Genomic DNA, 20,167 nt, shown 5'->3' with positions numbered 1-20,167 from the left:
CCCTCACCGCAGATAGCCAGTCTCAAGCGGATCAATTTCAAGCATCTCTGAGGCAGAGCTGGTGGTTTGGCTTCCTTGGAAGGCCTTCGGCAGATAAACCTTTTCCAGTGCCTTTCGGACCTCGCCAGAAGGATAGTACTTTAACATTCGGAAATCTGTGAGTAGCTCATCAAGATTTTTGGCCTGCTCCATCAAGCCATTGAATCCAGCGAGCCCAACCTCGAAAGAGGTAAGTTGTGCTCTCAGAAGGTTAGCATACCGGCGGCGCTCTTCTGACGATAATTTCTTATCTTCTTTTAAGCGCCACAGGATCGTGTACAGAAGACGAAAGTACGGCCCGAAGGTACTTTCATATCGCTGATGAACGCGTTTGCGGTACAGCCGGCCCAGGACATCAATTGCTGTTCTGCGATGTTGGGGAATCTCTTCTCGACTGAGCCAAAATTTGAATTCAAACATCGCGGCGCGGAACGCTCCTGGCCCTTCCTCAAGAGAAGATTTTTTCCGGGAGCTTTTGTTAGAAAGGCGATAGTCCTCACTTTGCCTGAATCTGACTTCAGAACGAGCGGCACGGAGCAACTCGAGCAACTCGAAGTAAGTGGCTTCGAACCGCTGCCTGTGCACTTCCTCCTGTTGCTGCTTTATCACCGCCCCCTGTTGAACCAGTGTGACGATTACACCGGCAAAGCCTATTGCTCCAAAGAAAGCGCTGAACGCTCCGAAGCTATCTCCCCAAGCGCCTGCGTTAGCTATCCCGTTGACGTCACCCGCTGCCCAGGTTGCGATTGCCAGGCTATTGCGCGCCCACAGCAACCATAAAACACCCATCAATAGAAGTCCGACGGTTAGACCGCATCTTAATCGTCTCAACGGCTCCCCCAGCCAGCTATCTTAAGTGTTCTCGGTTCTGACGACGGTCAGAGGTCAGTCGGCCGAAAAGATCACTCTATCAATATGCCAGGAATCAACGAGGCTGAAGAGAATGCTTTTCAGCTCAACACTGGCAAAATTGTGAGATCTAAATTCTTTTGCCAAAGCGAGTTGCTCGAACTCACGGCCGACGCTGAAAAGCGCGCGCGCAACGTCATTCTTGGAGAAAAATTCTCCGAGGGCGGCCGTATTCAATTGTTCTAGTTGTCTCTCCACACTCACTCTGACCTGTCTCGATATCGCGGGACCTTCATTTGCATGTTGTTCTACGAGACCCATCGCGACGTTCAAAACTCTTCTCATACCCGCGCTACCACGAGAGCCGTAAGTAAAACCGTCCCTCATGAACTTGCTGCGCTCGCCAGGCTCCAGAAACGAAGCCTCTTTCATGACAAAATCCAGGGCGATAGCGGTAAATGAACATATCAGATAAAGGCATCGCAGTGCCGTTTCCCGCTGATTGCCTTTAGTTACCGCGTGCTCCGCGAAGAATTTCCCCTGAGCGAGCCATTCGTTACAATTGTCAAATGATAATCCCTTGGACAGCAAACTCTTAGAGAAGACAACTCGACCTTTCCAGTCGCCATCCAACTTACTCAGCGAGTATTGGTTTATCTTGGCATAAAACTCTTCGTCAGAGAGCCTGTTCTCTGTCGGGTCTTCTGCAGTAGCGAGTTTACTGAGAAATCCTCCGTCGAGCACAACCACGCCAAGGTCTCGGCCAAAATCCTTAACTTCCGGCCGCTTGTCTGTCGTGGCAACAATTGCGTTTGTGGCTTTAGAAGCCGCCCTTAACCCTTGAACCCAAAAGATGCGCTCGATCGCTTGCGGAGTTTTTCGATTTTTGGCGTCAACGATCGTAACTTCCCTAGAAACAGAAGATGTCCGGCTATACAGCCACAGGTCTATATCTGTGACATCAAAACCTTCGTAAACGAATGGAACGCCCCGAACGACGTAGTAGCCAGCTTTGAGGAAGTATGCTCGCAAGAGCTCTTCCATTTTCGCGCCCTTAGACACTTGCGTGTCATCTCTTTTCATAACCCGCCACCCTTCCGCAGTATTGAAAGCATATCATTTGTTGCTTGCGGACTTACTTTGGTCTGGACTCGGCGCACCTTCTCTCGATTGGCTTCAGGGCCGTCGAACGTGGTCACCGCGGCAGTAGGAAGTGCATTCAAAGAATGTTCACTCACATCACCTTGTCGAATGGCTTGGAGTGCCAATTCGCCGACCTCCTTCTTCAAAAGCCTCAGCATCGGTCCGGTGCGTCCGTTCTTTGAGCCTTGCTTCACCTCGACCACGCCTTTCAGCTCAAGGACCTTATAGTCTTCAGCTATAGCCCGGACTGGCCCAACACTCTCCCCTCGGACTAGGGCGCTCAACAGCGCATCAATCATCTGGATTTGACCGCGCGCCCAAGAGCTTTTGGTCATACCATACGTGACTGAGCTGACGAACGCTTTCGCGAGGTCGAACGCGTCATCGATCATGGAGCTGCTAAACTTTGAAAACGCTGAAGGCAGCGTCACGAAGCCCACGTCCTCTGTCGAGTTACTGACGACGCTGATATCAAAAAGGCCCACGGCTGTCACTTTCTGAAAGAGGGGTTCGCCGAGTACTTTCACAGCGTAGTCCGTTGAAACACATGCCCGCTTTCGCAACGTCTCAGTCAGTTCAGTCAATGCGGTCTGTTCCGCCGGTTTGAGAGAGTCTAGAACCGCCTTTATTTTCTGCGTAGTGTCACGGCGAAACAGATTTCCGTTGAAAAGCAACGTATCGGCTGTTCCAAGCCGCTCTGTGTCGACGAAGCCAATCGTCTCAGAGTCACTGAACAGCTGGCTGACGTCTGCTTTTACGAGACTAAAATTATGCGCGAGTTCTTCCGCTATGTCCTTGGTAAGAACTGGGGAAACAGACGCTCTTTCTGCGAGACTGATTGCTGCAGATTCTTGTGCACGGGGTGACAAAGATTCGAATATATCAGCAGTTCTTTCGAGGGCCGTAGACGTCGTCACGCCCAGGACTGCGATTCCATTCGTCGACCGATCAATGAGCTTCTGCTGCTGCAGAACATCTAAGAGCTTTGGGAGCTCAAACGTAGTATTGATGTTGGCCGCTTGCGCTAGTACGTTGAGTCGTTCGTTACCGATGGTAATCTGCCTGTTAGCCGAAACTGCAGACAGAAGTATTCCGGCCTTTCCAGCGAGGAAAGTTTTCTCGAATCCAACCTGATTGGTCACTCCCTGGAGCTTGTTTGTATGGTGAACGAGCCAAGAACCTTGCGTTTTTTTATCCATCTGAGTGCCTACAGGGAAGTCTAAATGGCCAAATTGGGAGGTGGCAAGTAAAAGCGAATCTAAATTGCCACCGGCGTACCTTTTAACTAGATTGCTTTTTACTGATGCGCAACCGTGGATCGCATCGAAACTCGACAGAGGTTTGTGACCTCAGGCAGGAGCTGAAGACAGGCAATTTGGGAACGTAGAATGCGAACGAGCTGGGTTTTAAAGGATCCGCTGAACTTGCCTCGTTGAAATAATCTATTTTGAAGAGACCTCATGCGATTGCAGTGCTGCACTGGATGCAGAGTAATGATTACTTTGCACTTTTGCTTTTAAGCCTGTGTCATCCTAAAGACCATTCTAGATGTTGCAGATATAATGATTGAGAGCATCCGCGATATTTTGAGCTACTGGCGGGCTTCACTGGCCGACGGCGCCTTGGGTGAAGGAAAATTCACGCAGGCCGATCGCAAGCGGTTTGTTGAAATCCCTGCAGTTGCGTTGAAAACCGGTTTGCTGCCAGCAGAGGTTTTGGAACAGCTCTTCCGGGGCCAGACTGCGGTTACGACCGTCGCCATTCGGTTTTGGCCACTCGTCACGGCGCGAAAGTCTTCACACGGCGAAGCGAGAGCCGGCGGATTGCCGGAACTGGTTGCGCCGGTCGTCACCGAGGCAACAATCGATCGGGGTGGACAAATCACACCACTGCGCAATGCACTCGCTCGAGATCTCTTGACGCCACTTCCGACCGGTGAGTTTGCCATCGGTTCGGTCGATGCCTTGGATGCATTCCTAACCGAAACACCTCTTCCCGATATGTCGGGTGACGATGCCTGGGACAACTACCTCGGCCACTGCCGCAAAATGGTGGATGCCGTTTCGCAGGGGTGGCCGCGCGGAGACGCAGACTATCAGCCGATAGGTTCCGGGTTTCTCGAACTGGCTGAGGATGCGAACGCGACGGTCCGGGGAATCCTCGACCTCTATGACAAGCTTCTAGCCGAGCAGCCCGATACGCCATTGCTGAAGCAAATTGCGCAGCCAGCGGGAACCGCCGCGGACCTGGACCATCGGATTGAACAGGAGTTTTCCCGGCGGCTTGGCCACTCAAACCCGAACTTCCCATTGGCTGAACAGCAAAGGCAGGTGCTTGCGTGGCTGGATGCCTCGGCACCGGGAGAGGTAATCGCCGTGAACGGCCCGCCTGGGACCGGCAAGACCACCATGCTGTTATCGGCGGTCGCAGGCCTTTGGGTGCGTGCAGCACTTCGTGGGGAAGATCCGCCGGTGATCGTGGCGGCGTCGTCCAACAACCAAGCAGTGACGAATATTATCGACGCTTTCGGGAAAGACTTCGACAGGGGAGTGGGTCCGTTTGCAGGGCGGTGGCTGCCTGAGGTGGAAAGCTTCGGATTGTTCCTTGCATCGCATTCCCGGCGTCTTGAAGCAGCCCGTCGCTATCAGACCGAAGAGTTTCAAGTGGAGCGCGAGACAGTAGCCTATGTCGAGCGCGCCAAGAGCGTCTATCTCGAGGCTGCACGGACAGCATTCCCTGAACTTGCAAACCCCGATGTAGGGACCGTGGTTGCGGCCCTGCAGAAGCGTATGGTGAGCGAGGTAGACAAGCTGGAGCAGATCGATCGCGCCATCGATGCATATCGCCACGCCGCCTCTGTTCTCGAAACAAACCTTGGCCCAGATCCGGCGGCGACGGAGGCGCTGCGCGCCGAAGAGGCCGCGAGACGAACGGCTGCTGTCGGGAAGCTTCGTGCGGCGAGGACCGCACTGGATCAGCATCTAGCGTCAGAGTCATCGTTGACCGCGGTGGTCGGTTTTTTGACCTCCGTCAAAGAGAAACGCGCGGCGCGGGCCCGGCTTGCCATCGGCGATCTTGTACCAGGGCTGGAGAATGCCAGGCGGGTTTCAGAGATCGACGATAAGGTTCGAGCCGAACTTCGGGCGGCCGAGGATGCTCTGAAATCCGCCGAACTGTCACTCGCAACGGCGAAAGCTCTGCGCCTTGATTTCCATGAGGCGGACAAGAACTGGGCCAAGGCGAGGGAGCTCCTGGGCGGGGCTGCCGACGTCGCAGAATTGGAACGTCAGGCAGATCTGGATGTTCGGTTTTCCCTCTTCCTTTTGGCAACACATTACTGGGAAGGTCGCTGGCTTCTGGCGATGGAAGCTGATCTTGCCAGTATCGTCGCCTCCAAAGGGAAAAACGGCAAAGCGACAGTTATTCCCCGCTGGCTCCGCCGGATGATGCTGACACCCTGCGCCGTGGCAACATTCGCCAGCCTGCCAGGCAAAGTGACTTACACCCGCCGCGACGGTGGAAAATGGGCGACCGAGTATCTCTTCAATTTCATCGACCTCTTGATCGTCGACGAAGCCGGGCAGGTCTTGCCGGAAGTTTCCGGAGCCGCCTTCTCGTTGGCGAAGCGCGCTCTGGTGATCGGTGACACCCAACAGATTGAACCGATTTCGTCAATTCCTCGGCCTGTCGACGTGGCCAATCTCCGACACAGTGGCCTTTTGTCGAGCGAAGCAGGCATCGAAACACTTATCGACCGCGGGGTCTCCTCGACCAATGGCAGCGCCATGCGCCTTGCACAGCAAGCCTGCCGAGTATCCCCTTACGCAGATCTCGAGAAGGGTCTCTATCTCTTTGAACACCGTCGTTGCTACGACGAGATCATCAGCTTCAGCAATGCCCTGTGCTACAAGGGCAAGCTGCGACCGTTGCGAGGAACGGCCCCGCCAAACGCTGGTCTTCCGGCCCTCGGATATCTTCAAATTGACGGCCGAGCACTCATGTCGGGCAGCAGCCGTTGCAACTCGCTCGAGGCGCAAACAATTGCTGCTTGGCTCGATGCAAACCGGACCGGGCTGGAGACCCGCTATGGCAGGCCTTTGGAAAAGATTGTTGCCATCGTCACTCCTTTTGGCCGGCAGGTTCGCGAAATTCGAGGCGCTTGCGCCGGGCGAAGGATCGCGGTCGAAGGGCGCGATGGCATGACCATCGGAACAGTGCACGCGCTGCAGGGTGCCGAGCGACCCGTCGTCATCTTCTCGCCCGTCTATTCGAAACACGCAGACGGTGGTTTTATCGACGCCTCTCCCAGTATGCTGAACGTGATGGTCTCACGGGCAAAGGACAGTTGCCTGGTATTTGGCGATATGGACCTCATGGCTGCAGCGAAAGCCGGGTCGCCAAGGGCTATACTTGCGGACTTCCTGTTCGCATCGGAGCGGAACGCGCTTGAGTTTGCCGTCGAGCCACGTGAGGACCTGAAGCAGGGCAGCGGTCAGATTCAAATGCTGCGAGATGCAGCCGGACATGATGCCTTCCTGCTGGACGCGCTGTCCGGCGGTGGTCGCCGCTACACCATCGTTAGCCCCTGGGTGATCGCTTCCACAATGGAACGAGTTGGAATTCTCGCCGCCTTCAAGGCCGCCGTCCAGCGAGGCGCCGAGATCGACGTCTTCGCTGACCCACTGCTCAATCTCGGCCCTGCTGCCGATGGATTAAGTCAGATGGAAGCGGTCGAGAAGGACCTCTCGAGGATCGGCGTTCGGCTGCACAAGCTTCCGAAGCTGCACAGCAAGATCGTGGCGATCGACACGGATCTTCTTTGCATCGGTTCCTATAACTGGCTCAGCGCCGATCGACATGGCCAATATGCGCGCCACGAGACGTCGTTCGTTTACCGAGGGCGGCATCTCGACGAGGAGATCAGCACCATCGTTGGCAGTCTTCGGCGCAGAGAAGCATAGAGGCTTGAAGATCGTTCATGGTGCGCGATATGGCGGCAAGCCCGCGCAGGTAAGAGCTCCGTTAGACGTCCGTGGTGCTCCGTTCGACAGGTGCGGGGATGGCACTTTCAATTTTCCGGGCCCGCCAAGTCTCGACCAAGAAGGTCGCCATGGTGCCGGACAGGTTCACGGCAAGCTCGGCATGGCGAGGTTGCGGCTTCGCCTTCTTGGGAACGGGACTATGTGCGTCGCCTAGTTTGCTGCGCAGAGATCCAAGAAGTTCGACAATCTGCTGGCAACTGCCCAAGAGCTGCTTGAAGGTCTGTTCCGTATGATCGTCGGGCGCCAGTCGGAGAACCTTGGCAAGCTTCCGATATAGAACCGGCAGATCAGCGTTGTCGGGGTACTCAGTCTGCGCTTCGTCAAGGATCCATTTGCAGACGTCCTCAAGAAGGGTGCGCGCCAATGTGATGGCGCCACGTGGATCGTCGGCACGACGTTCGACTGCAGCTATCCATCGATCGTGAACATCGTCCGGGTCGAAAGCCCGAAGAGCCGCACTGATACCCTGATCAGCTGGGCTGCCTAGAACAGCGCGCTGCATTTTGAAGATTGGAGACCCGGAAACCTTTCTCACCACGGCAAGTCGGAAATCGTCATGCTGAAGGTGACTGTTCAACTCCGCGACCATAGCTGCCTGCGCATCGGATGTTTGAGCAATTGGCGCGGTGACTTCCTCAAGGAACCGGAACAGCTGGGCTTGCGAACAGGTCAGGAAGCCAAGGTGGATCAGTGTCTCGTCAGTTTCCCAATCATAGTTCCGCACGGTGTGCTGATAGATATCGTCAAGGATGCCGCCAGAAGAGTCATATGGGGATGGGATTGCCGCGACGGGCCAGACCCGCTGCAAGAATTCAACCTCTTCCATTTCAGTGGTCAATGGCCGCGTTTTGAACACGGACAGCAGCCGCCGGCGTGTTATTTCTGTGATCGCGGGTTGCCCAATCTCTTCGAGCTTCGCAACTTGCTCAGACAGACGATAGCTGCTGACTTCCTGCAGATGCTTCTTCGCCATGGGCAGAATCTCTTCTGCCGGGACGGCCGCGAGCCTGCTCATGGCGTACTTGTACTTGCTATTGAACGCCTCGGAGCCATCACCATCCGCTAGGCCCAGGCGGCTGCAAACCCCGGGCACGTCGTAAGCTTTGAAATCCGCAATTGCATTTGCAAGCTCGGTGCGGAGGTCACGGATCATTTGAGGTGGCGAAGTGGTCATTGTCAGTGATCAAATCAGGATGTTCTAGTCCTAGTCAAGCGTCACCACCTAACTGCTGCAACTCCTGTGCCCGATATCGAACTTTATCTCATCGATTCAGTGCTTTGGACTTCAACAGGACAAAATTGCGAGCCGACCAGCGGCTCGCAGGTGCCCCTTATACAGCACGCTTTAGAGCGCCGCCGATCGTCGAGACGATCTCGTCGATCTGGGACTTTTCGACGATCAGTGGCGGGGAGAGCGCAATGATGTCGCCGGTTACACGCACCAGCAAGCCCGTCTTGAAGCAGTCAACGAACACATCATAGGCGCGCGTTCCCGGAGCGCCGTCGCGTGGGGCCAGTTCGATCGCGCCGACGAGACCGAGGTTGCGGATGTCGACCACGTGCGGAGTGCCCTTCAGCGAGTGCAGCGCGTCCTGCCAATAGTCGGCAAGCTCGGCCGCTCGGATCAGAAGGCCTTCCTCCTCGTAGATCTCGAGCGTGGCGATGCCTGCGGCGCAGGCGACAGGATGGCCGGAGTAGGTGTAGCCATGGAACAGCTCGATGGCATTCTCGGCGCCGACCATCAGGCCGTCGTAAACCTTACGGCTCGCGAACACCGCGCCCATCGGAATGGTGCCGTTGGTGAGGCCCTTCGCGGTCGTGACGAGATCGGGAACCACGCCGAAATAATCGGTTGCGAACGGAGTGCCGAGACGACCAAAGCCGGTAATGACTTCGTCGAAAATGACCAGGATGCCGTACTTGTCCGCAGTGGCGCGGAGCTTCTGCAGGTAGCCCTTGGGAGGAAGGATGACGCCCGCAGATCCGGACATCGGCTCCACGATGACGGCGGCGATCGTCTCTGCGCCGTGTAGCTGGACGAGCCGCTCCAAATCGTCCGCAAGTTCGATGCCGTGCTCGGGAAGGCCCTTTGAATACGCATTGCGCTCGATGTCGAGCGTATGGCGCATGTGGTCCGCCGGGATCTGGGGAAACATGCGGCGGTTGTTGACGAGGCCACCTACGGAAATCCCGCCGAAGCCGACGCCGTGATATCCCTTCTCGCGTCCAATGATACGCGTGCGGGTACCCTGCCCGATCGCGCGCTGGTAGGCGATCGCAATCTTCAAGGCGGTGTCCACCGACTCGGAGCCCGATCCGGTAAAGAAGACGCGGTCCAGTCTGTTGTCCGGTCCGCCAGGCGCGATCTTTGCAAGCTTGGAGGCGAAGTCGAAGGCGATCGGATGGCCCATCTGGAACGTGGGGGCGAAATCCATCGTCGAAAGCTGGCGCTCTACGGCCTGCGAAATCTTCTTGCGGCCGTGGCCGGCGTTGCAGCACCACAGGCCGGCCGTGCCGTCAAGCACCCGGTTGCCGTCCACGTCGGTGTAGTACATGCCCTCCGCGGAGGCGAGCAGACGCGGCGCGGCTTTGAACTGGCGGTTCGCGGTGAACGGCATCCAGAAGTTATCCAGCACCGGTTCGTTTTTCATATTGATCTGATCCATCTTGCCCTCCATCGGCGTCGCAGAGGTTTCAGCCATTTCTCGGAGACGAACAAGCCCTTTTCTTCGGCGGCATAAGTCGTTGAAATGTGGTCATTCGCGTGGCATGTTTTCGCTATCTTGAACAACAAGAACACGCGCCTCATGACCTTCGATATCGGAAACCGTCTGCGATACGTCCGGACCGCCCACAACCTTTCGCAGCGCGAGCTTGCAAAGAAGACGGGGGTGCCCAACTCGACGATCTCGCTCATCGAGTCGAACAGTACGAATCCTTCAGTGGGAGCTCTCAAGCGGATCCTGGACGGCATCCCGATCGGGCTGGCAGAGTTCTTCGCTCTCGAACCCGAGACGCCGAAGAAGGCATTCTATGCAGCCGAGGAGCTTGTCGAGATCGGCAAGGGCGGCATATCGTACCGACAGGTGGGCGAATCCATGTTTGGACGGAGCCTGCAAATCCTGAAGGAGTGCTACCAGCCTGGCACCGACACGGGGAAGGTGCCGCTGGTTCACGAAGGGGAGGAGGGAGGCGTCGTCCTGTCGGGAAGACTAGAGGTCACCGTGGACGACGAACGCCGGATCCTAGGACCCGGAGACGCCTACTACTTCGAGAGCCGGCGTCCTCACCGATTTCGATGTGTCGGCCCGGTACCGTGTGAAGTCATCAGCGCATGCACGCCTCCGACGTTCTGACGGGTTCGCCTCCACGAGTTCAGATTAAAGCGCAGTCGTTATTCGGCTGCCTTCAGAGGCCCGAGGGCGACGTCCGTCGTGTAATTCTCGCGCATAAAATTGATGAAGTTGTCCTGGAATTGTCGCGTGTGGGCGTGCGCCAACTCGTCAGCAAGATCGATGTTCCGATCACGGACGGCCTCGAACATCTTGGTGTGCTCGTCGGTCAGCAAATAGCCTTCGTGCGTCCTTTCCAGATACTCGAAATGGAGATGAAGCATCCGCTGTCCCTGCGACAGAAGTTTTTCGTAGAAGGACGCGAGGTACTGGTTCTTGCCCGCGTAGGCGATCGCCATGTGGAATTCCTTGTTGGCTTCCGACATGGCAAGATGATTGCCTGTCTTGACCGCGGCGGCGAACGCCTTATCGCGTTTGGCGATGACCTTGAGGTCGGCGTCCGTACGCAGCGCGGCTGCTAGGCGCGTGTTCATGCGTTGAGCGATATCGAGCGCTTCCACATATTTGGGAAACGTGGCCACCTCGATGGGAGCGACGATCGTGCTGCGGTTGGAAAGCGTGACGACCAACTCGTCGGAGCCGAGACGGATAAGAGCCTCACGCACCGGAGCACGGGACATGTTGAAGCGCTCTGCCAGCGTCGTCTCGTCCAGAAGCTGCCCTGGTGGAAGTGCGAGCGAGAGAATTTCGTTTCTCAGGCTTTCATACACGCTTCGCGAGCCGGTCCCACGCACCCGCTTCGTTTCAGTCTCTTCAGACACTTAGGTCCCTTTCCTTCGCAAGTCCGGCATTGGGCCAGAAAATACTGCCGCTCGCAATGTAAAATTTTCCCTTGACTTTGTCGACACGCTGTTGACATTTTATAGTCAGTCGACACCAAGCCGACAGGTAATTATAAGAAAATCGGTTCTAGCCGACGAGTGGAACAACGCGCTTCGCGCACAGCAAAGAGGAATGCCGATGCTTTCGAAGATGATAACGTCCGCCATGCGGGCGATGCCCGCGCTCGCCTTGGTGGCAGGTATGGCCGCCACTTCCGCACACGCCCAGACCGCCGAGGGATACTGGCAGGGCGTCCAGAAGGCCGGCGTTCTAAAATGTGGTGCCGCCGTCGCGCCGCCCTACATCATGCGTGATCCCGCAACCGGCGAGTACTCTGGTTTCTACGCGGATCTTTGCCGCGAATTCGCCGACGCACTCAAGGTCAAGCCTGAGTTCGTCGATACGACTTGGGACAACATCGTAGCGGGCCTGCAGGCCGGCAAGTGGGACGTCTCTCTGGCGCTCAACCGCACTCCCGCGCGTGCCATGGCCGTGCAGTTCTCGATCCCGGCGATGGAGTACCAGATCTCTCTCGCCTACAATAAGAACAACCCGAAGATTCCTCAGGATGCCAAGTCGGTCGCTGACATCGACAAGGCCGGGGTTACGCTCGCGGTCATGTCGGGTACGGCGCAGGACAAGGCCATTTCCGCTGCGGTCAAAACCGCAACGATCATGCGTCTTCCGGGTAACGACGAGACGCGTCTGGCCCTGACGTCCAAGCGCGCCGACATTCTTGTCGATGCATCCGACACCAATCTACTTCTGACGCAGGCCAATCCAGACTGGGCGGTTGCACTCAGCCCGACCCCCGCGCTCGCCAAGCAGGGCGTTTCCTTTGGCCTGCCGCACAACATGTCTGCTGCAGATGTGGAAGTGGTCAACATCTTCCTCGAAGAAAAGGTCGCGACCGGTCATGTCGACGAGCTGATCAAGAAGGCTGTCGATCAGGTCCTCAAGGACTCGAACTAAGATCGCCAACAGCGCCGACGTTCAAAAGTCGGCGCTGCCCCCGCACTCGATGTAAACCGAGATCGGCCATGACCATGTCTTTCAGTCCACCTCTCGTTAAAATGCAGGCATTGCATAAGAGCTACGGTGACGGTGCAATCCAAGTGCTCAAGGGCATCGACATCGAAATGAAACCCGGCGACCGCGTCGTCGTCATCGGCCCGAGCGGTGGCGGCAAAAGCACGCTTCTCCGCGTCATGATGGGTCTCGAACAGATCGACAGCGGTTCGATCAGTTTCGACGGCAAGCCGTACATCTCGTCGGAAGGTTCTGCCAAAAAGACCCTGATCGACACCAACGTCCGCCGTTGGATCGGCATGGTGTTCCAGCACTACACGCTATTCCCGCATCTCAGCGTCATCCAGAACTTGATGCTGGCACCTTGCAAGGTCCGGGGCGAACCGAAGGCGTCGGCGCAGGCTCGTGCGCAAGCACTCCTTGAGCGTTTCGGCCTGGGCGCGAAAGCAAAGGCGTATCCGGCACAGCTATCGGGCGGCCAAAAGCAGCGCGTCGCCATCGCGCGTGCCCTGATGCTCGATCCGAAGCTGATGTTGTTCGATGAAGTGACGTCCGCGCTCGACCCGGAGCTGGTGAGCGAAGTCGAGCAGGTGATCATGCAGCTCGCCTCGCAGAACATGCCAATGATGATCGTCACGCATGACATGTGGTTTGCCAAGAACATCGCGTCGCGCGTGATCTTCTGCGCTGGCGGCGTCGTCGTCGAAGACGGTCCGCCCGAACAGGTGCTGGGTTCTCCAAAGGAGGAGCGCACGAAGGAGTTCATCGACCGCGTTTTCCACATCAAGCAATAGGAGGTGGCGATGAACTACACGTTCGACTTCAACTCCATCACCTTTGCGCCGCTTCTGCGGGGACTGATGGTCTCGCTCGAACTGACGGTCGCTGCAAACATCATCGGCGTCATCGCCGGCTTTGGCCTGGCCCTGCTGCTGATGAGCCCATACCGGCTCCTGCGCATGCCGTTCATGCTCTTCGTCGAATTCTTCCGGTGTACGCCCGCGATCGTCCAGATCGTCTGGATCTTCTACTGCGTGCCCATGTTGTTCGATGTTTTTCTCGATCCAATCACCATGGGGGTGTTGGCGCTCGGCCTGAACCTGACCGCCTTCAATGCAGAGGCTTACCGCGCCTCGATCCAGGCGGTTCCCAAGGAGCAGATTGACGCCGGGATCGCGCTTGGTCTCAATCCTTGGCAACTCGTGCTCTACATCGTGTTTCCGACCGCGTTCCGCGCCTCGGTCCCCGTGCTTTTGACCAACGGAATCGTCATCTTCCAGCAGAGCGCGCTCGTCGCCATCGTTGCCATCGCCGACCTGATGTACGAGGCCAAATCGCTGGCGACCGAAACCTATCGCCCGATCGAGACCTTCACGGTTGTCGCTCTCATCTATTTCGCAGTGTCGTTCCCCATCACCCAGATTGTTGGGTTCCTGGAACGCCGCCGTCAATTGCTCGCAAGTTAGGAGGTCCAGATGTCGCTTGATTTCTCCGTCCTCGCAAGGTTCGAACACGCTCTTTTTCTTGGACTCGTGACGACCTTGGAGCTCACGGCGGTCTGCATCCTGTTGGGGTGCACGCTTGGCTTCCTCGTCGGCCTGGCGCGGACATCGCGCAGCACGATTCTTCGCCTGGTTTCCGGAACCTACGTGGAGTTCTTTCGCGGCACGCCAGTGCTCATCCAGCTTTTCTGGATCTTCTTCTGCCTTCCGCTGATCCTGGGGGTGGAACTGTCGAACTTCGCCTCGGGCGTCATCGCGTTGACGCTCTACATGGGAGCCATCACCAGCGAGACGTTTCGAGCAAGCCTCAAATCGATCGGGCCTGAACAAAGGGATGCGTGCGTTGCCCTCGGTCTGCCGTCGCGGGTCCAGGTGACAAGCGTCATTCTTCCCCAGGCCGTCTTGCGCGCGATTCCAACCCTTCTGTCGAATTGCGTCAGCCTTTTCAAGGAGAGCGCGCTGGTCTCGGCGGTCGGCATGGCAGACCTGATGTTCGTCGGACAGAACATTTCGAACAACACGGCGCGGCCGGTCGAAGTCCTGACCGTGGTCGCTCTCATCTACTTCGTCATCGCTTTCCCGCTGACGCGAGCGGTCACGCTCGTCGAGGGACGCATCCTCAAGAAACTCGCAATCTAGCGGCCCGTTACAGGAGACAGATTTCATGAAACTTTCCGGCGTCATGCCCGCTCTCATCACCCCGTTCGACGCGAACGGCAAGGTCGATTTCAAAGCCTACGAAAGGCACCTGATTGCGCTGCGCGCCGCTGGCGTCACGGGCTGGGTCCCCATGGGATCGACAGGAGAATATTCGGCTCTTTCTAACGACGAGCGCCTGGAAGTGCTCAAGTTCGTCAAGGATTTCGCGGACGACGGCGAAATCCTGATCGCCGGAACCAACGCCCCCGCGACCCGCGAGGTCATCGAGAACACTCTTCAGGCCAAGGAGATCGGCTATGACACGGTGCTGCTCGCAACGCCATTCTACACCCGTCCGACGCAAGACGAGCTCCTCTCGCACTTCAAAACGGTGCTGAAGGAAACCGACATCAACCTCGTCCTCTACAGCTATCCCTACAAGGACGGAGTCGAGATCGGTTTCGACATTCTGGACGCGCTCGCCGACGATCCGCGGGTGCTCGGGATCAAGGAAAGCTCTGGATCGCTCCAGCGGGCGATCGACATCCATTCTCGATACAACGGCCGCATCGCGCTCGTGTCCGGTTCTGACGACATCGCCCTCGACTTCATGTTCTGGGGTGCGGACTCCTGGATCTGCGGTCCGGCAAACTGCATGGCGAAGGCCTGCGTCGACCTCGACCGCACCTTCCGCTCGGGCGACCTGAAGGCAGCGCGCGAAAAGATGATCGTCCTCTATCGCGCGATGAACATCCTTGAGAGCGGCAAGTTCGTGCAGAAAGTGAAGTACGGCTGCGAGCTGCAAGGGCTTCCAGTCGGTATCACCCGCGCTCCGCTCGGAGAGCTGACCGCTGAAGAAAAGGCCGAGTTCAAGGCTGCGATGCAGCCGATCCTGAACTGGTAAAATGATGCGGACGTCGGGGCAGATCCCCGGCCGTCTCCCATGACCGAGGAGCTGAAGTGTCTCAAACCATTGTCGTCGGCGCCGGGATCATCGGCACAGCAATCGCCTACCAGCTACAGCGTCGTGGCGAGACCGTGGTGCTCCTGGATCGCAACGAGCCGGGGACCGGCGCATCCTACGGCAACATGGCGAGCATCGCCGTGACCGAGTTCATGCCCGCGTCCCGACCGGGGATCTGGGCGCAGATGCCGGGATGGATGATGGACCCCGAGGGACCGGTCCGGATCCGGCCCTCCTACATGCCAAAGCTCATTCCGTGGTTCCTGCGGTTCATTTCCGCCAGCCGCCCTTCGAAGCTCCGCGAGCTAGAGGCGGCGGGCGCGGTGCTTTGCCGTCGCGTTTACGAAGACCTGGACGTACTCTTGGCCGAAACCGGTCTTCAGCACATGATCTCGGCAGAGGGATGTTTGAGCGTCTACACGGACGAGGCGGAATTCAAGGCTGATCGCGAGCACATTGAGATCCTCGATCGTTTTGGTTTCCGCTACGAGATCCTTGGTGGTAATGCGATCAGAGACCTCGAACCCGCCGTGACCACGAAGATCGGCAAGGCTGTTCTCTTCCCGGACAACCGCTCGATTTCCAATCCGTTTAAACTTGTTCAGGCACTCGCCGACCAGTTCAAGAAACTCGGTGGGGTCGTTGAGACCGGGGAGGTCGTCGGCTTCGACCAAGACAACGCTGGCGTGAAGAGCGTGCGGCTTCGCGATGGTCGAGCGCTGAGTTCGGATTGCGTCGTTCTCGCAGCAGGTGCATTTACGGGACGTCTTTCTTCTATGCTCGGCGAGCCGATCCCGCTCGAGACCGAGCGAGGCTATCACACCCAGATCATGGCGCCGGGGGTCTCTATGCGCCACTCGCTCATATGGTCAGCCCGCGCGTTCATGGTGACCCCGACGGCAGGGGGTATCCGTGTTGGCGGGACCGTCGAAATGGCTGGCCTTGATGCAGCGCCGGATTATCGCCGCGCCAAGGTGCTGGTGAAACGAGCCAGGGAGGCGCTACCGGACCTGAAGGTCGAACAGGCGTCCGAATGGATGGGTCACCGTCCCGCGATGCCTGACACAGTCCCCGTCATGGGACGGTCGGCAAAGCGAGGCAACGTCTGGTACGCGACAGGTCACGGACACCTGGGCCTTACCTACGGGGCGACCACGGCTCGACTTCTGACAGATCTGATCCTGGGCGTTACACCGCCCGTCGACATGAAACCCTATCGAGTCGACCGGTTTTAACTGGCTCGACCAACGACAGCAAGGGAAGCGACTATGCGTACAGAACTCTACATCGACGGCCAGTGGGTCAAGCCGATCAAGGGCGGCACATGTGATGTGATCAATCCGGCGACCGAGGAAGTCATGCAGGCAATTGCATCGGCAACCGCAGAGGATGTGGATGTTGCCGTAAAGGCAGCTCGTCGTGCGTTTGACAAGGACGGTTGGGCGCAGCTCACGGGTGCAGAGCGTGCCAGGTATCTTCGCGCTATCGCCGATGGCATCCGCGACCGCCAGGCCGAGATCGCCAGGCTGGAAGTCCTCGACAACGGAAAGCCGTTCCCGGAAGCCGATTGGGATATTGCCGATGCCGCGGGCTGCTTCGACTTCTACGCCGGGCTTGCCGAGCAACTCGACAACAACCCTGAGGAAATTGTTTCCCTCCCAGATGACCGTTTCGTCTCCAAGGCTGTCAAGGAGCCGGTTGGCGTCGCCGGAGCGATCATTCCGTGGAACTTTCCGCTGCTGATGGCTGCCTGGAAAGTTGCGCCCGCGCTTGCGGCCGGTTGCACGATGATCCTCAAGCCAGCTGAACTTACTTCGCTGACGGCGCTGGAACTTGCTGCAATTGTGGACGAGGTCGGCCTTCCGCCCGGCGTTCTCAATATCCTGACGGGATCGGGATCCGTCGCGGGCCAGGCGATCATCGATCACAAGGGTGTCGACAAGCTGGCCTTCACCGGGTCTGGTCCAGTCGGCTCGAAAATCATGGCTGCGGCTGCTCGCGACATCAAGCGCGTCAGCCTCGAACTCGGCGGCAAGTCGCCATTTGTGGTGTTCGATGATGCGGACATCGATGAAGCCGTCGAATGGGTGATGTTCGGCATTTTTTGGAATCAGGGACAGGTGTGCTCGGGCACGTCGCGCGTTCTCGTTCAAGACACGATCTACGGGCGGTTTCTCGCACGGCTCGTCGAGGAGACCAAAAAGATCAAGATCGGCGATGGCCTTGAAGAAGGTGTGCTGCTTGGACCCTTGGTCTCTCAAAAGCAGCACGACAATGTGGTCGCTGCGATTGAAGGCGCGCGAAAGGCGGGTGCGACCGTTGCATACGGCGGCGAGCGTCCTGAGGGCTTCGATAAGGGCTACTATCTGCAGCCGACCGTCCTGACAGACGTTCCACTCGACAGCGACGCCTGGGTCGAGGAGATCTTTGGCCCTGTCGTCTGCGTCAGGCCATTCAAAACTGAGGAGGAGGCCGTCGAGCTGTCGAACGACTCCCGCTTCGGTCTTGGCGCTGCGGTCATGTCGAAGGACGACGTCCGCGCAGAGCGTGTCGCCGCTGCTTTCCGTGCAGGCATTGTCTGGATCAATTGCTCGCAGCCGACATTCACCGAGGCGCCGTGGGGCGGGTACAAGGAGTCTGGGATTGGCCGCGAATTGGGTCGTTGGGGCCTCGATAATTATCTCGAGACCAAGCAGATCACGAAGTACGTCACCGACAAGCCCTGGGGTTGGTACATAAAGTGAGGTCAGAGGCCGTGGCTACCGCAGACAACCTTGAACTACTGCTGGTCCATTGCCAGGGCGAGCTCGGCCACGTCCTGGTCGGTGGCGCTCCGGAAGTCCCCGGCGCGACCATGCTCGACAAAATGAACCACATTAACAATGTCGACGACGGCCTTCGGCGCTTCGTGACGTTCGAGCCGCGGGCCAACGTAGCGATGTCGGTGAACCTCCTGGTCGCTCCGACGCGGCCGGAGGCTGATGCAGGCTTCATCGTGCTGCAGGCCGATCGCGCCCATCCGATGTCAGGCAGCAATTGCATCTGCGTGGTAACAGCACTCCTTGAGACCGGTCGCGTCCCAATGGTCGAACCTGAAACAACGGTCCGGCTCGACACACCCGCCGGACTAATCGTGGCGCGCGCCCGGTGCGAAAACGGCCGCTGCGTAGGCGTCAGTCTCGACAACGTGCCGAGCTTCGCGGAACTCCTGGACCACGAGATCGACACTCCGCAATGGGGTAGGGTGAAGGTAGACGTGGGATTGGGGGAGTCTATTACGCGCTCGTCGATGTCGGCCAGATCGGCCTGAAGATCGACCCGGACAATGCCCGTGAGCTTGCCGAGGCGGGCATAGAATTGAAGCGGCAGCTGGGCCAGCAGGTGAAGGTCTCCCATCCGACATTGCCCGGTGTCGACGAGATCGCCTATGTTATGTTCCGAGATAGCGAGCCTGATGGCGCGGTGCGCACCTGCACTACGCTTCAGCCGGGTCGTGTCGACCGCTCACCTTGTGGAACGGGCAGCTCGGCAAATCTTGCGACGCTTCATGCCCGTGGCCTCGTCTCCGTCGGAGATATAAGGACGTCGCGGTCAATCATCGGCGGCGAGTTCAAAGCGGAAGTCATTGGTGAAACTGAAGTGGCTGGCCGCAAGGCGGTACTGCCCCGGATTACGGGCAGGGGCTACGTCTACGGCCGCACGGAGTTGCGGGTGCTGGATGATGATCCGTTCCGAACCGGTTTCGCGCTTTCCGACACTTGGGGACCGCAGGTTAGCCTGTTGCGTTGAGGTGACGACATGAAAAGAGCACTGGAAGGGCAGGCAGTTCTGGTTACAGGCGCGCCCGGCGGGATCGGCGCGGCGATCGTCAGAAGGCTGGCCGAAGAGGGCGCGAAGCCGGTCATTCACTTCGGACGAGACAAAGCCAGTGCGGAGAAGCTCCTGGCGGAAATTGGCGGAAACGGCTGGATCATCCAGGGCGACTTGTCTTCCGCCGACGGACCGTTCGAACTTTGGTCGAAGGCGTAGATGTCGCCGGACGGATCCACGCCCTGGTCAACAATGCTGGCGTGCGAACTGAAATATCAATCGAAGCATCGCCGGATGAGTGGCGGGCGGCCTGGCACCGAGAATTCCAGGTCAACTTCTTTGCCGCTGCTGATCTCAGCAAGGAAGCCATACGGCACTTCAGGGAACATGGGGGCGGTCGGATCATCAACATGGCGAGCCGGGCGGGGCAGCGCGGTTATGCGGCCGAGGCCCTGCCATATGGCACAACGAAAGCCGCGCTTGTTAATCTGACCAAATCGATCGCCCGGAGCTTCGGCGCGATTGGCGTGACCGCCGTCGCCATTGCACCCGGCTGGGTGCGGACAGACATGGCAATGGAATTCATCAAAACGAACGGCAAGGCGGCGGCTGTCGCCGATATTCCGATCGGCGAAATGGCTGAACCGGCGGAGGTAGCCGAGCTTGTTGCGTTCGTCCTCAGGCCCTCTCAGGTCTCTCTGAATGGTGCCACGCTGGACGTCAATGGCGGCAGTTATGTTCGGTAGAGGAGAAGTCATGATGAGGCGTTTCGAAAACAAAGTTGCGATTGTCACGGGCGCCGGCGGGGGCATTGGGTCCGCGATCGCGCGACGCTTGTCGTGGGAGGGCGCGATCGTTGTCGTTACCGATGTATGAGAGCGGCGGTGGAAAAGTCGGCCACGGTAGCGGCGGAATAGTCCAGCCGCGGGCGGAGTAAAATCCGGCCACCTATTTCCTTTCTGCAATGAGCGCAGG

Annotated in this window: 15 protein-coding genes and 3 pseudogenes; 12 read left to right on the top strand and 6 right to left on the bottom strand. The window is 58.0% G+C overall.

All coding sequences use genetic code 11. The features are described 5' to 3' along the window. Nucleotides 1–3: 3 nt before the first annotated feature. The 3 genes from ACEN84_RS02915 to ACEN84_RS02905 all read right to left on the bottom strand — a co-directional run bounded on the left by ACEN84_RS02915 (nucleotide 4) and on the right by ACEN84_RS02905 (nucleotide 3,230). Nucleotides 4–828 carry a putative phage abortive infection protein gene (locus ACEN84_RS02915; protein WP_413708569.1) on the bottom strand — a complete coding sequence of 275 codons (825 nt, stop codon included), beginning with the start codon at nucleotides 826–828 and terminating at the stop codon, nucleotides 4–6. Between the two features lie 96 nt (nucleotides 829–924). After that, on the bottom strand, nucleotides 925–1,971 hold the full coding sequence (locus ACEN84_RS02910) for a hypothetical protein (protein WP_413708568.1): 1,047 nt from the start codon (nucleotides 1,969–1,971) through the stop codon (nucleotides 925–927). Continuing rightward, nucleotides 1,968–3,230: a hypothetical protein gene (locus tag ACEN84_RS02905; RefSeq protein WP_413708567.1), complete on the bottom strand. Its 1,263-nt coding sequence runs from the start codon at nucleotides 3,228–3,230 to the stop codon at nucleotides 1,968–1,970. Before ACEN84_RS02905 ends, ACEN84_RS02910 begins: the two co-directional genes overlap by 4 nt. A gap of 363 nt (nucleotides 3,231–3,593) precedes the next feature. Here ACEN84_RS02905 and ACEN84_RS02900 point away from each other — a divergent pair, with 363 nt between their 5' ends. Further along, the gene (locus tag ACEN84_RS02900; protein ID WP_413708566.1) at nucleotides 3,594–6,992 is read left to right on the top strand and encodes an AAA domain-containing protein; all 3,399 of its coding nucleotides are present in this window, start codon (nucleotides 3,594–3,596) and stop codon (nucleotides 6,990–6,992) included. 61 nt (nucleotides 6,993–7,053) lie between these two features. Here ACEN84_RS02900 and ACEN84_RS02895 read toward each other — a convergent pair whose 3' ends face one another. Together ACEN84_RS02895 and ACEN84_RS02890 are read right to left on the bottom strand one after the other, a co-directional pair. Beyond that, complete coding sequence (locus ACEN84_RS02895; RefSeq protein WP_413708565.1) at nucleotides 7,054–8,247, bottom strand: abortive infection family protein; 1,194 nt, start codon at nucleotides 8,245–8,247, stop codon at nucleotides 7,054–7,056. 157 nt (nucleotides 8,248–8,404) lie between these two features. Beyond that, on the bottom strand, nucleotides 8,405–9,739 hold the full coding sequence (locus ACEN84_RS02890) for an aspartate aminotransferase family protein (RefSeq protein ID WP_413709031.1): 1,335 nt from the start codon (nucleotides 9,737–9,739) through the stop codon (nucleotides 8,405–8,407). A gap of 141 nt (nucleotides 9,740–9,880) precedes the next feature. On the opposite strand from ACEN84_RS02890, the gene ACEN84_RS02885 reads away from it, so the two are divergent. Next, a complete protein-coding gene (locus tag ACEN84_RS02885) occupies nucleotides 9,881–10,429 on the top strand; it encodes a cupin domain-containing protein (RefSeq protein WP_413708564.1) in 549 nt (182 codons plus the stop codon). Between the two features lie 38 nt (nucleotides 10,430–10,467). Here ACEN84_RS02885 and ACEN84_RS02880 read toward each other — a convergent pair whose 3' ends face one another. Next, the gene (locus ACEN84_RS02880; protein WP_413708563.1) at nucleotides 10,468–11,187 is read right to left on the bottom strand and encodes a GntR family transcriptional regulator; all 720 of its coding nucleotides are present in this window, start codon (nucleotides 11,185–11,187) and stop codon (nucleotides 10,468–10,470) included. 199 nt (nucleotides 11,188–11,386) lie between these two features. Between ACEN84_RS02880 and ACEN84_RS02875 the strand changes: the two genes are divergently transcribed. The 10 genes and pseudogenes from ACEN84_RS02875 to ACEN84_RS02830 form a co-directional block, all read left to right on the top strand. Next, complete coding sequence (locus tag ACEN84_RS02875; protein WP_413709030.1) at nucleotides 11,387–12,220, top strand: substrate-binding periplasmic protein; 834 nt, start codon at nucleotides 11,387–11,389, stop codon at nucleotides 12,218–12,220. Nucleotides 12,221–12,288: 68 nt separating this feature from the next. Continuing rightward, entirely contained in the window at nucleotides 12,289–13,071 is a 783-nt protein-coding gene (locus tag ACEN84_RS02870) for an amino acid ABC transporter ATP-binding protein (protein WP_413708562.1), read from the top strand. A gap of 9 nt (nucleotides 13,072–13,080) precedes the next feature. Beyond that, a complete protein-coding gene (locus ACEN84_RS02865) occupies nucleotides 13,081–13,743 on the top strand; it encodes an amino acid ABC transporter permease (protein WP_413709029.1) in 663 nt (220 codons plus the stop codon). Nucleotides 13,744–13,752: 9 nt separating this feature from the next. Beyond that, a complete protein-coding gene (locus tag ACEN84_RS02860) occupies nucleotides 13,753–14,418 on the top strand; it encodes an amino acid ABC transporter permease (RefSeq protein WP_111564626.1) in 666 nt (221 codons plus the stop codon). Nucleotides 14,419–14,443: 25 nt separating this feature from the next. Continuing rightward, nucleotides 14,444–15,322, top strand: coding sequence for a 4-hydroxy-tetrahydrodipicolinate synthase (gene dapA / locus ACEN84_RS02855; protein ID WP_413708561.1), 879 nt, complete (start codon nucleotides 14,444–14,446; stop codon nucleotides 15,320–15,322). A gap of 56 nt (nucleotides 15,323–15,378) precedes the next feature. Beyond that, the gene (locus ACEN84_RS02850; protein ID WP_413708560.1) at nucleotides 15,379–16,617 is read left to right on the top strand and encodes an NAD(P)/FAD-dependent oxidoreductase; all 1,239 of its coding nucleotides are present in this window, start codon (nucleotides 15,379–15,381) and stop codon (nucleotides 16,615–16,617) included. Between the two features lie 33 nt (nucleotides 16,618–16,650). Then, on the top strand, nucleotides 16,651–18,126 hold the full coding sequence (locus tag ACEN84_RS02845) for an aldehyde dehydrogenase family protein (RefSeq protein ID WP_413708559.1): 1,476 nt from the start codon (nucleotides 16,651–16,653) through the stop codon (nucleotides 18,124–18,126). An 11-nt stretch (nucleotides 18,127–18,137) separates the two neighbouring features. Next, nucleotides 18,138–19,171 (top strand): annotated as a pseudogene (locus ACEN84_RS02840) (proline racemase family protein). A 9-nt stretch (nucleotides 19,172–19,180) separates the two neighbouring features. Then, a pseudogene (locus ACEN84_RS02835) lies at nucleotides 19,181–19,938 on the top strand (SDR family NAD(P)-dependent oxidoreductase). A gap of 13 nt (nucleotides 19,939–19,951) precedes the next feature. Continuing rightward, nucleotides 19,952–20,065 (top strand): annotated as a pseudogene (locus ACEN84_RS02830) (SDR family NAD(P)-dependent oxidoreductase); the annotation flags it as partial. Nucleotides 20,066–20,167 lie beyond the last annotated feature (102 nt).

It is taken from the genome of Rhizobium sp. Rhizsp82 (genome assembly GCF_047325115.1).
GTDB lineage: Bacteria > Pseudomonadota > Alphaproteobacteria > Rhizobiales > Rhizobiaceae > Rhizobium.
Note: the sequence above shows the minus strand (reverse complement) of the source record. Positions and strands in the feature narration are given on the sequence as shown.

Coding starts and splice junctions, on each gene's coding strand:
- ACEN84_RS02915 (WP_413708569.1), bottom strand. CDS start 828: ATGGGTGTTTTATGGTTGCTGTGGGCGCGCAATAGCCTGGCAATCGCA.
- ACEN84_RS02910 (WP_413708568.1), bottom strand. CDS start 1,971: ATGAAAAGAGATGACACGCAAGTGTCTAAGGGCGCGAAAATGGAAGAG.
- ACEN84_RS02905 (WP_413708567.1), bottom strand. CDS start 3,230: ATGGATAAAAAAACGCAAGGTTCTTGGCTCGTTCACCATACAAACAAG.
- ACEN84_RS02900 (WP_413708566.1), top strand. CDS start 3,594: ATGATTGAGAGCATCCGCGATATTTTGAGCTACTGGCGGGCTTCACTG.
- ACEN84_RS02895 (WP_413708565.1), bottom strand. CDS start 8,247: ATGACCACTTCGCCACCTCAAATGATCCGTGACCTCCGCACCGAGCTT.
- ACEN84_RS02890 (WP_413709031.1), bottom strand. CDS start 9,739: ATGGATCAGATCAATATGAAAAACGAACCGGTGCTGGATAACTTCTGG.
- ACEN84_RS02885 (WP_413708564.1), top strand. CDS start 9,881: ATGACCTTCGATATCGGAAACCGTCTGCGATACGTCCGGACCGCCCAC.
- ACEN84_RS02875 (WP_413709030.1), top strand. CDS start 11,387: ATGCTTTCGAAGATGATAACGTCCGCCATGCGGGCGATGCCCGCGCTC.
- ACEN84_RS02870 (WP_413708562.1), top strand. CDS start 12,289: ATGACCATGTCTTTCAGTCCACCTCTCGTTAAAATGCAGGCATTGCAT.
- ACEN84_RS02865 (WP_413709029.1), top strand. CDS start 13,081: ATGAACTACACGTTCGACTTCAACTCCATCACCTTTGCGCCGCTTCTG.
- ACEN84_RS02860 (WP_111564626.1), top strand. CDS start 13,753: ATGTCGCTTGATTTCTCCGTCCTCGCAAGGTTCGAACACGCTCTTTTT.
- dapA (WP_413708561.1), top strand. CDS start 14,444: ATGAAACTTTCCGGCGTCATGCCCGCTCTCATCACCCCGTTCGACGCG.
- ACEN84_RS02845 (WP_413708559.1), top strand. CDS start 16,651: ATGCGTACAGAACTCTACATCGACGGCCAGTGGGTCAAGCCGATCAAG.